General features: G+C 71.9%; 8 protein-coding genes. 2 read left to right on the top strand and 6 right to left on the bottom strand.

The annotated features are described in order from the left end of the window. Positions 1-118: 118 nt before the first annotated feature. Entirely contained in the window at positions 119-715 is a 597-nt protein-coding gene (locus tag ACFWY6_RS35995; protein WP_351165389.1) for a hypothetical protein, read from the bottom strand. Positions 716-941: 226 nt separating this feature from the next. Further along, on the bottom strand, positions 942-2,357 hold the full coding sequence (gene proS / locus ACFWY6_RS36000) for a proline--tRNA ligase (RefSeq protein ID WP_384699687.1): 1,416 nt from the start codon (positions 2,355-2,357) through the stop codon (positions 942-944). 218 nt (positions 2,358-2,575) lie between these two features. On the opposite strand from proS, the gene ACFWY6_RS36005 reads away from it, so the two are divergent. After that, positions 2,576-3,436 (top strand): SAM-dependent methyltransferase, encoded by an 861-nt coding sequence (locus tag ACFWY6_RS36005; protein ID WP_384699689.1) that lies wholly within the window; start codon positions 2,576-2,578, stop codon positions 3,434-3,436. On the opposite strand, the gene ACFWY6_RS36010 is transcribed toward ACFWY6_RS36005, so the two are convergent. After that, the gene (locus tag ACFWY6_RS36010; RefSeq protein ID WP_384699691.1) at positions 3,433-4,335 is read right to left on the bottom strand and encodes a LysR family transcriptional regulator; all 903 of its coding nucleotides are present in this window, start codon (positions 4,333-4,335) and stop codon (positions 3,433-3,435) included. The genes ACFWY6_RS36005 and ACFWY6_RS36010 overlap by 4 nt on opposite strands. A gap of 70 nt (positions 4,336-4,405) precedes the next feature. On the opposite strand from ACFWY6_RS36010, the gene ACFWY6_RS36015 reads away from it, so the two are divergent. After that, complete coding sequence (locus ACFWY6_RS36015; RefSeq protein ID WP_384699693.1) at positions 4,406-5,032, top strand: maleylpyruvate isomerase family mycothiol-dependent enzyme; 627 nt, start codon at positions 4,406-4,408, stop codon at positions 5,030-5,032. Here the strand turns inward: ACFWY6_RS36015 and ftsH are convergent. From ftsH to ACFWY6_RS36030, 3 genes are all read right to left on the bottom strand, one after another. Next, positions 5,029-6,966: an ATP-dependent zinc metalloprotease FtsH gene (gene ftsH, locus ACFWY6_RS36020; RefSeq protein ID WP_384699695.1), complete on the bottom strand. Its 1,938-nt coding sequence runs from the start codon at positions 6,964-6,966 to the stop codon at positions 5,029-5,031. The genes ACFWY6_RS36015 and ftsH overlap by 4 nt on opposite strands. 106 nt (positions 6,967-7,072) lie before the next feature. Next, complete coding sequence (gene ffh, locus ACFWY6_RS36025) at positions 7,073-8,626, bottom strand: signal recognition particle protein (protein ID WP_384699697.1); 1,554 nt, start codon at positions 8,624-8,626, stop codon at positions 7,073-7,075. Between the two features lie 222 nt (positions 8,627-8,848). Continuing rightward, a partial coding sequence (locus ACFWY6_RS36030; protein ID WP_384699699.1) for a [protein-PII] uridylyltransferase occupies positions 8,849-11,243 on the bottom strand: 2,395 nt, incomplete at its 5' end.

The following is an 11,243-nucleotide window of genomic DNA, read 5'->3' on the forward strand; positions in this document are numbered from 1 at the left end:
GCGCGGACCGCGGGTGGGGTGGGGTTCATTTGGCGGGGGCCGACAGAACCTAGCTTGTGAGCAACCCCCCCCCGCGCGCCCCCCCCTGGGGCCCCCGCCCCGGTCCAGCTCAGCCGCGTCAGCCGGCGGCGGCGCCGACCACTTCCGGGATGCGGAAGGGCTTGCCGCAGCCGCCGCAGACGATGGGCGCCTGGGCGAGCACCGACGGGACCACGCGTACGTTGCGCCCGCAGTCGCAGACCGCCTTGACGCGGACTCCGCCTCCGGAGGAGCCGTGCCGGGCGGCCGGGCCCCGGAAGCTGCGCGCCGTGTCGGCGGCCGTCGCCGCGGTGTGCGCCTTGAGGGCACGCTGCAGGCGCTCGATCGTCGGGCGGTAGCGCTTGCGCGCCTCGGGGTTGAGCGTGACCAGTGAGAAGCCGCTGCTCGGGTGCGGCTCCTCGGGGTGGTCGAGGCCCAGCTCCTCGGCGATCGCGAGGAATCTGCGGTTGTGATAGCGGCCCGCGCGTGAGGTGTCGCGTACGCCGCGTGAGGCGGCGATGCCATGGACTGCCTCATGGAGCAGTCGCTCGAAGGAGAGCTCGGCGCCGCAGGCGGACGACGATTCTCCGATCAGGGATTCGGGCGCGGCAAGGTCTGGCAGCTCGGGGTGGTGCCGCTGAATGTCGGCCCACGCCTGTGCCAGCTCTGCGGCGAGAACAGGTGGTGTCGTGCTCACGTCGTGAACAACGAGCCGGGGTGCCCAGGGGTTCCATTCCGGGGCATCCCAAATAATTTGCACGTACCCGTCAGTTGCCATTGATGCGTCCGGACGAGGGCGGGTGCGCTGATCTGCGGAGAAGCCTCGCAGCTCACACCAAGCCGGTACGTAGTAGCGCGTACGTCCTACCGGCTCCCGTGGGGCCCGTGTCGCCTGAAGAGGCGTGCGGGCCGGAATCGCGCACTCAGTAGGCGCGGGCCACGACAGCGACGTTACCGGGCGCGTCATCGGCGTCCGGCACCGACCCGTCCTCCGCGACCAGACACCGTACGGAGACGGAGTGCTCGGCGAGCGCTGCCTCGCCCTGCGGCCCCAGCGCGGCCCACGGGATGCGGGCCCAGCCGCCGGCGGCAGCGGCCTCCACTGCCTGGTCGACGGTGGTGACGTCCGAGGTGCGGGACGCGCGGCGCTCGCGGGCCTGTGCCAGGAGCAGCTTCTGGTCCTCTTCGAGGACGGTGGGCAGCAGCGCGGCCAGGGAGTCGATCGCGACCGGCGCCTTGCCGCCCGGGATGCGCCGGGCCACCATCGCCGTGCCGTTCTCCAGGTCGCGCGGGCCGACCTCGACGCGGACCGGCACCCCCTTGAGCTCCCAGTCGACGGCACGGCGCCCGAAGGGCGTGTCCGTGCGGTCGTCGACCTGGACGCGTACGCCCGCCGCCTTGAGGCGGTCGCCGATCTCGCGGACCTTCGCGAGCACCGCCTCGTCGCCCTTGATGGCGAGGACGACGACCTGGACGGGCGCGAGGCGGGGCGGCACGCGCAGGCCGTTGTCGTCGCCGTGCATCATCACCAGGGCGCCGACCATCCGTGTCGTACTGCCCCAGGAGGTCTGCCAGACGAGCTCCTGCTTGCCTTCCTTGGACAGGTACTGGGTGTGGAAGGCCTTGGCGAAGTTCTGGCCGAGCTCATGGCTCGTGCCGAGCTGGAGGGCCTTCCCGTCGCCCATCATGCCTTCGAGGGTGAGCGTGTTGATGGCGCCCGCGAAGCGCTCCTGGGCGGTCTTGCGGCCCAGGACGAAGTCCATCGCCAGGACCTCGCGCATGAAGTCCCCGTAGACGTGCTCGTGGATGCGGGCGGCGAAGTCGCGTGCTTCCTCCCGTGTCGCGTGGGCGGTGTGGCCCTCCTGCCAGAGGAACTCCGACGTGCGCAGGAAGAGGCGGGGCCGCAGCTCCCAACGGACCACGTTCGCCCACTGGTTGATCAACAGCGGCAGGTCGCGGTAGCTCTGCACCCACTTGGAGAAGTACTCGTTGACGATCGTCTCGGAGGTGGGGCGGACGACGACCGGCTCCTCCAGCTCCTTGCCGCCGCCGTGCGTGACGACGGCCAGTTCGGGGGCGAAGCCTTCGACGTGCTCGGCCTCCCGGGTCAGATACGACTGGGGGATGAAGAGCGGGAAGTACGCGTTCTGGGTGCCCGTCTCCTTGATGCGGGCGTCCATGTCCTGCTGCATCCGCTCCCACAGGCCGTAGCCGTACGGTCGGATCACCATGGTGCCGCGCACCGGCCCGTTGTCGGCCAGCTCGGCCTTGTTGATCAGATCCTGGTACCAGCGCGGAAAGTCTTCCGCCCGGGGCGTGAGAACGGGTGCTTTGGCCATGGCGCGCATGGTACGGCGGAGGCTCCCGCAGGGTGCGGAATTTACGGCTCCAGGGGGCGCACAACGGTGGCACGCAAGCATTGCCACACAACCCCTGGACGCCACGACGGATGCGGAGTTCTCTGGCATACGGGGGGAGTGCGAGCGCACTGCACGGGGGCGGACGAACCGTTGGAATACGACACTCCAGTAACTCTCGGCGGATTGGGGCGCTTTCGATGACACCTACACTCGCGCAGCCGCGCCGTCCCCGCGCGGGCACGACCCCCCGCGTGGACCGGCGCGCACGCGCGCGTGACTGGGCGGAGATCCAGGAACGGATGCTGGTTCCGCTCTATGAAGCGGTGTACGAACGACTCGAAGTGGGCGGCGCGACCCGGCTTCTCGGCCTCGGCTGCGGCTCCGGACTCGCCCTCCTGATGGCCGCCTCACGCGGCGCGGCCGTCACCGGTGTCGACCCGTCCGCGCCCGAGCGGCTCGCCCTCGCGCGCGAACGCCTGCTGCCCGACGCGGCCTTGGGCACACGCCCGCGCGGCGACACCCGTCTCGTCGAGGGTGGCCCCGCCGACGTGGCGGGGCCGGACGTGCCCGCGTACAACCTGATGACCGCGTTCCAGCCGATCGGCTGCATGGCGGGCGATTCCGAGGGCCTCTCCGCCCTGCTGGAGGCCGCCGCACCGCTCGCCGGGCGCGGCACGCCCGTGGTGCTCGCCGGCTGGGGTCCGCCGGAGCGCTGCACGACCTCTTCGGTACTGAAGGTGGCGACCAAGCTCGCCGACCCTCTTCGTAGTACGGGGAGTTGGCGCCCCGCGCTCCGGGACGACCTGGAGGAGGTGGCCCAGCGGGCCGGGCTCAAGCCGGACGGGTCGGGCCGGGTCGCGTGCCCCTTCGGGTACGCGGACACCGAGAGCGCGGTCCGGGGCCTCCTTTCGACGGGCCTGTTCGACGCGGCGGTGGGCGCGACGGATCAGGCGCAGGTCGAGAAGGAGGTGACGGAGGCGCTGCATCCGCATCAGCGGCGGGACGGGACGGTGTGGATGCCCAACGTGTTCCGGTACCTGATCGCGCGTACGCCCTAGCCCAGAGCGTCCTGGAGCCGCTCCAGGAGGGCCCTGGCCGCAGGGCCCGCAGGCCCGTCCGTGCGCCAGGCCAGCGCGATCCGGCCACGCGGCCGCGGATCCGTGATCTCCAGGGTGCGCAGCCCGTACGCGGCCGCCGTACGGGGTTCGAGCGCCGGAAGCACGGCCACCCCGAGGCCGCGGACGACGAGTTGGACGAGCACCTGCGGCGCCGCCGCCTCGAAGGCGATGCGGGGCCGCACGCCGGCCTGTGCGCAGGCGCGGTCGAGCACCCCGCGCAGACCGGTCCCCCGCGGCAGGCTGATCAGCGGTCGGTCCCGGAGCTCCGCCAGCGGAACGGTCGTACGGCCCGCGGGGGTGAGCAGCGGGTCGCCCGGGAGCACGACGGCGACCAGGGGTTCGTCGATCACGAGCCGGAGGGAGACGCCCGGCGGCGGCTCCTCGTCCGCGAGGCCCAGCAGGGCGATGTCGAGTTCCCCGCGGCGCAGCGCGGCGAGCATCCGGTCCGATGTGTCCTCGGTGAGGGCGATCTCGACATCCGGGTGGGCGTCGTGGAAGTCGGCGAGCACGGAGACCACGTCGAACTCGTGGGTGGCCGCGCCGGACACGAGGCCGAGGGTGACCTGGCCGCGCAGCAGTCCGGTGAACGCGTCCGCGGTGTGCCGCATCCCATCGGCGGCGGCGAGCGCGGCCCGCGCGTAGGGCAGGACGGCCGCCCCCACCTCCGTGAGGGTCACCGACCGTCCCGAGCGGTCCAGGAGGGGCTGCCCGAGCTCCCGTTCCAGTTGCCGGATCTGGGCGCTCACCCCCGGCTGAGCCAGATGCAGACGGGCCGCGGCGCGGGTGAAGTTGGCCTCCTCGACCACGGTCACGAAGTACTGCAGCTGCCGGAGTTCCATAACTGAGCATGCTAGCCACGAGAAGATCCAGCTCTTGGACTTATGGCAGAGCGCTGGCGACCCTGGAGGCGTGGACATCAGAACCGCCATCGCCGACGAACGCCGAGACCTCGCCGACCTGCTCGACGGCCTGCCGTCACCGCAGTGGGACGCGCCGACCCTGTGCGCGGGGTGGCGGGTGCGGGAGGTCGCGGCGCACATGTCGCTGGGCTTCCGGTACTCGCTCCCCAGGGCCCTGGCCGAGCTCGTCAAGGCGCGCGGCAGCCTGCACCAGATGACCGACCGCTGCGCCCGCAAGGACGCCACCGCCTTCTCCCCCAGGGAGCTCGCCGCGTTCCTCCGGGACAACGCGGAGCACCCCTGGCAGCCGCCCACCGCCGGGATCGAGGGGGCGCTGGGGCACGACGTGGTCCACGGCCTCGACATCTCGGTCGCCCTGGGGCTCGACCGCAGGGTTCCCCTGGACCGCGTACGCATCCTTCTTAAGAAGGTCACGCCCAAGAGCACCAAGTTCTTCGGGGCGGACGTCGGCGGGGTCCAACTGCGCGCCGACGACCTCGACTGGAGCTACGGCAGCGGCACACCGCTGACCGGCGCCGCGCAGGACCTGCTGCTGGTCCTGTACGGCAGGAAGCTCCCCCCGGGGCATCTCCGGGGAGAGCTCGGGTCCCGCTTCGCCACCGAACCGGCCGCCTAGTCGGCGTCCTTGGTGAGCCGTGTGATGCCGGCGACCCGGTAGGCGGCCGCCTCCTCCAGGGTCTCGTTCGCGAGCAGCGCCTCGGCAAGGGCGTCCAGCTGGTCGCGGTGGTCCCGGAGTTGGCGGCACGCGCTCTCGTAGCACTCGTCGACGATGCGGCGCATCTCGTGGTCGATCACGTCGAGGGTGCCCGGGGCCGCCGCGAGCCCGTAGGGCTGCTGGCTGTCGTTCGGCAGGGCCGAAAGACGCCCCACGCGCTCGCTCATGCCCCAGCGGGCGACCATGCCGCGGGCGATGTTGGTGACCTGCTCGAGGTCGCTCTCGGCGCCCGTCGTGATGACACCGAAGACGACGTACTCGGCCGCCATGCCGCCCAGCGCGCCCACGATACGGCCGCGCAGATACTCCTCCGTGTACGCGTACTTGTCGGCGTCCGGGGTCGACAGGGTGACGCCGAGGGCGCGTCCCCGGGGCACGATCGTGATCTTCCGTACCGGGTCGGCGCCCGGCTGCAGCATGCCCAGGAGCGCGTGGCCGCTCTCGTGGTACGCCGTGCGCCGCCGCTCCTCGTCGGGCATGACCAGCGGCCGCTCGGCGCCGAGCTGCACCTTCTCCAGGGCCTCGGAGAGGTCGGACTGGGTGACCTGCTTCTGCTTGCGCTTGACGGCGAGTAGCGCCGCTTCGTTGGCGAGGTTGGCGAGTTCCGCGCCGGTCATCCCCGGTGTCGTACGGGCGACTTGGGCCAGGTCGGCGTCGTCCGCGAGCGGGATCTCACGCGTGTGGATCTTGAGGATGGCCTCGCGGCCGCCGCGGTCGGGCGGGCTGACTGTGACGACCCGGTCGAAGCGGCCCGGCCGGGTCAGGGCGGGGTCGAGGATGTCGGCACGGTTGGTGGCCGCGAGGACGATCACGCCCTCGGAGCCCGAGAAACCATCCATCTCGGTGAGGATCTGGTTCAGCGTCTGCTCGCGCTCGTCGTGACCGCCCATGCCGCTGCCGCCGCCGCGCGCCCGCCCGATGGTGTCGATCTCGTCGATGAAGATGATGGACGGCGCGACCTTCCTGGCCTCGGCGAAGAGTTCGCGTACCCGCGAGGCGCCGACGCCCACGATCATCTCGATGAACTCCGAGGCGGACGCCGAGAAGAAGGGCACCCCCGCCTCACCGGCCACGGCCCGCGCGAGGAGCGTCTTGCCGGTGCCCGGAAGACCCGAGAGCAGCACGCCGCGCGGCATCTTCGCGCCCATGGAGCGATAGGCCTCGGGGTTCTTCAGGAAGTCGACGACATCGCTGAGCTCGCCCTCGACCTCGTCGATGCCCGCCACGTCCTCGAAGGTGGTGCGCTGCTCGCCGGGTTCGAGCTCCACCGGCTTCGGCGGCGCCTTGCGCCCGAGCATGCCGCCCGCGCCGCCCATCCCGGAGCGCATGCGCCGCGCGATGAAGATCCACAGGACGACGAGCAGCAGCATCGGGGCGAGCGAGATGAGCAGGTTCGCGAGGAAGCTGCGCTCCTGGACGACGGGCTCGGCGGTGACGGTGACGTCGTGCTCGGTCAGCTCGTCCCAGAGCTTGTCGTCGGCGAAGGCGGGCCGCTGGGTGGTGAACTTGGTGTACTTCCCCTTCTCGTCACCCGGCTTCTCCTGCTCCTTCTTGAGCTGCCCCTGGATCGCGTCGCCCTTGGCGTAGATCTTCGTGACGTTCCCGGAGTCGACCTGCTTGCTGAATTCCGTGTACGAGATCGTCGGCTCGTCGCCCTCGTTGAAGAAGGAGAGGACGAGGTTGGCGATGAGATAGACGATGAGCGCGGTGAGGATGAGCCCGCCCCAGCCGCCCGGCATCTTCTTCTTGGGCGGCGGCTTGGGCTCGGGCGGGGGCGCGCCCTCGGAGCGCCAGGGCTTGTCGGGCGCCCGGCGCGGCGGCACAGGGTTGCTCATATCCGGACGTTACGACACAAACACCTGCTGGGCACTCGCTCCGAAAACGCCTGAGGCGCCCCTCTCCGAAGCGGGGCGCCTCAGGCGGCGTACGACATACGAGGCGTCAGCCCATGAACTTCTTGAACTCGTCGGGAAGCTCGAAGTCCTTGCCCTGCTGCCCCGCGGGGAGACCGAAGGCGCCGCCTTCCTGCGCCGCCTGCTCGCGCCGGGCCGCGTCCTCCAGCTCCTGCTGCTTGCGCTTCATCGGGTTGCCGGAGCGCTGCTTGCCCTTGGCCTGCTTCTGCTTCTTCTTCTGCTTGCCGGGGCCGCCACCCATGCCCGGCATCCCGGGCATACCCGGCATGCCGCCGCCCTGGGCCATCCGCGACATCATTTTGCGGGCCTCGAAGAACCGCTCGACCAGGTTCTTGACCGCGCTGACCTCGACGCCGGAACCCTTGGCGATACGGGCACGGCGCGAGCCGTTGATGATCGTCGCGTCCTGCCGCTCGGCGGGCGTCATGGACTTGATGATCGCGGCGGTCCGGTCGACGTCCCGCTCGTCCAGATTGTTGATCTGGTCCTTGATCTGCCCCATGCCGGGCATCATGCCGAGCAGCTTGCTGATGCTGCCCATCTTCCGGACCTGCTCCATCTGGGCCAGGAAGTCGTCGAGCGTGAAGTCCTTGCCCTTGCTGCTCGCCAGCTTGGAGGCCATCTTCTCGGCCTCTTGCTGCGAGAAGGTCTGCTCGGCCTTCTCGATGAGCGTGAGCATGTCGCCCATGCCGAGGATGCGGGACGCCATGCGGTCCGGGTGGAACGCGTCGAAGTCGTCCAGCTTCTCGCCGTTCGAGGCGAACATGATCTGGCGCCCGGTGACCTGCGCGATCGAAAGGGCGGCACCACCACGGGCGTCACCGTCGAGCTTCGAGAGCACGACGCCGTCGAAGCCGACGCCGTCACGGAAGGCCTCCGCCGTGTTGACGGCGTCCTGGCCGATCATCGCGTCGACGACGAAGAGGACCTCGTCGGGGCTGACGGCGTCGCGGATGTCCGCGGCCTGCTCCATCAGCTCCTGGTCGATGCCGAGGCGTCCCGCGGTGTCGACGATGACCACGTCGTACTGCTTGGACCTGGCGAACTCGACGGAGTCCTTGGCGACCTGGACCGGGTCGCCCACGCCGTTGCCCGGCTGGGGCGCGTAGACGCCGACCCCGGCGCGCTCGGCGACGACGGAGAGCTGGTTCACGGCGTTGGGCCGCTGCAGGTCACAGGCGACGAGCAGCGGGGAGTGGCCCTGGCTCTTCAGCCAGAGGCCGAGCTTTCCGGCGAGGGTGGTCTTACCGGCACCCTGCAGACCCGCGAGCATGATCACCGTGGGCGGGTTCTTGGCGAACCGCAGGCGTCGCGTCTCGCCACCCAGGATGCCAATGAGCTCCTCATTGACGATCTTGATGACCTGCTGGGCGGGGTTGAGCGCCTGGGAGACCTCGGCTCCGGCGGCACGCTCCTTGACCTGCTTGATGAAGGCACGGACGACGGGCAGCGCGACATCCGCCTCGAGCAGGGCGATGCGGATCTCGCGGGCCGTGGCGTCGATGTCCGCCTCGGACAGGCGGCCCTTGCCCCGGAGGTTCTTGAATGTCGCTGCGAGGCGGTCGGAGAGAGTATCGAACACGGCGGTCGCGAATCCTCGGGTCGAAGGGGACAGGTCGCCCTCCAGGGTATCTGCTGGGCGCGGGGGCCTGCGGCGCGGTTGCGGCTCTACGCTTTTGCCCCTATTCCGGGCGCCCCGAGGGTACGTTCATGCCCGTGCCGGGACGCTGGTTGCCGAACAGGCCTTTCCCGCCACCCGCCCGATCACCCCGCATCGGGGGGCGAAGAGGCGGCCCCGCCGGCCCTAGCCTCGTAGCGCCTCCTCCACCGCTCGGGCCACCCCAGCTGCCCTCTCCCCCGTCAGCGGCGCCCGCGTCCGCTCCCCCTCGCCGCCGGTGACGTAGAACGCGTCCACCGCGTTCGCCCCCAGCGTCGACACATGCGCACTGCGCACCACCACCCCGGCGGACTCCAGCGCCCGCCCGATCCGGTGCAGCAGGCCCGGCGCGTCCTGGGCCCGTACCTCGATGACCGTGGCGAGCCGCGACCCGGCCGACGCCACCGTCACCCGGGGCGGCGGAGCCACCGTGCCGCGCCGCCGCGGATACGCCGCGTCCCGCTCGGCGAGGCGGCCCGCGATGTCCAGGGAGCCGTCGAGCGCCCGCACGAGGTCCGCCCGCAGCCGTGCCGCCTGCGGCAGGGACCCGTACTCCGCCGCGACCCGCCAGTTCAGCAGGAGCACGGAGTCCTCGCCCCCGGTCGGCAGACCCACCGCGCGGAACTCCGCGGTCCGCACCGCGAGCCGGTGCATGGCGAGCACTCCCGCGACGGCGGGCAGCACCCCGGCCTGCTCCGGCACCGCGATGACGAGCTCCACCCCCAGCGGCTCCGGATCACCCCCCGGCTCGGCCGACTCTCCCTCGGTCTGCGCCCGCAGCGACAGCACGGGCCCACCCGTACGGAACGCCTCCACCGCGAGCCGCTCCTGCTCGGCCGTGGGCGCCGCGTCCTCGGCCGGCGCCCCCGCGGGCTCGTCCCCCGAGAGGACCCCGGCGACCCGCTTCACCAGGTCGGTGACGAGCGACCCCCGCCACGCCGACCAGGCCGCGGGCCCCGTGGCCAGCGCGTCCGCCTCGGTCAGCGCGTGCAGCAGCTCCAGAGTCCCCGTCGAGCCGACCGCCTCGGCCACCGAACGCACAGTCGCCGGATCGTCGAGGTCCCGCCGCGTGGCCGTCTCGACAAGGAGCAGGTGATGCCGCACCAGCGTCGCGAGCACCGCCACGTCCGCCCGGTCGAACCCGATGCGGGCGGCGACATCCCGGGCGATGATCTCCCCGGCCACCGAGTGGTCCCCCGGCCACCCCTTGCCGATGTCGTGCAGCAGGCCCGCGACAAGCAGCAGGTCGGGCCGCCCCACCCGCCGCGTCAGATCGGCGGCCCGCACGGCGGTCTCCACCAGATGCCGGTCGACGGTCCACGTGTGCACGGCGTTCCGCTGCGGCCTGCACCGCACCCGCTCCCAGTCCGGAAGCAGCCGCGTGATCAGCCCCTCGGCCTCCAGCGCCTCCCACACCTCGACGGTCGGCCGCCCCGCACCGAGGAGCGTCACCAGCTGCTCCCGCGCCTCCGCGGGCCACGGCGTCGGCAGCGGCCGCACCGTGGCGGCCATCCTGCGCACCGCGTGCAGCGACAAGGGCAGCCCGGCCTGCGCCGCGGCCGCCGCCGCCCGCAGCGGAAGCACCGGGTCACGCTCGGGCCGGGCGGCCCGCGCGAGGACGACCTCCCCGTCCTGCTCGACGACCCCCTCGGCGAGCGGTGACCGCTCGGCGGCCGCCGCCCCCTTGCCGCCCCCGAGCATGGCCCGCAGCCGCGGCCGCACGGACCGGGACCGCAGCACGCGCCCCACCTCGCGCCACGTCACATCACTGGCGTACGAAACGGTGCGCGCGGCCTCGTACACCTGTCGGAGCAAGGTGTCGGCGTCCAACAGGCCCAGTTCCGCGGCGACTTGGTCCTGCTCCTGCAGGGCGAGCCGGTCCGTGGCCCGCCCCGTGGTCAGATGCAGCGCGTCCCGCACGTCGAGCAGCCGCCGCCGCGCGTCGGCGAGACCTTCCCGAGGCGCGTCCGCCAGCCACGACGCGGCGACGGCCCGCAGCGCGGTCGCGTCACGCAGGCCACCCCTGGCCTCCTTCAGGTCCGGCTCCAGGAGATAGCTCAACTCCCCCTGCCGCTCGGCCCGTTCCTCGCACAGCTCGCGCAGGTCCGGCAGCCGCTTGGGCGCGAGGTTGCGCCAGTCGGCGAGCACGGCCGTGCGAAGGCCGGCCGTCAGACCCAGGTCACCCGCGATGTGCCGCGCGTCGAGCAGCCCCAGCTGCACCTTCAGGTCATCGCCCGCGGTCTTGCGGGCCTCCACCGGCGTACGCACGGAGTGATCGAGCGCGAGCCCGAGGTCCCAGACGGGGTACCAGATGCGGTCCGCGAGGGACGCCACCTCGCCGGCGTCCGCGCTGCCGTCGTGCAGGAGCAGCAGATCGAGATCGCTGCGCGGCGAGAGCTCGCCACGGCCGTAGCCCCCCACCGCGACCAGGGACGTCCCCTTCGGCGCGCCCGCGGCCGTGAAGAGCCCGGTCAGCCAGTCGTCCGTGAGGTCGGCGAGGGCCGAACGGCGCGGCGGCCCGGACTGCGCCTCTCCTTGGAGG

The organism is Streptomyces sp. NPDC059037 (assembly GCF_042740015.1).
Taxonomy (GTDB): domain Bacteria; phylum Actinomycetota; class Actinomycetes; order Streptomycetales; family Streptomycetaceae; genus Streptomyces.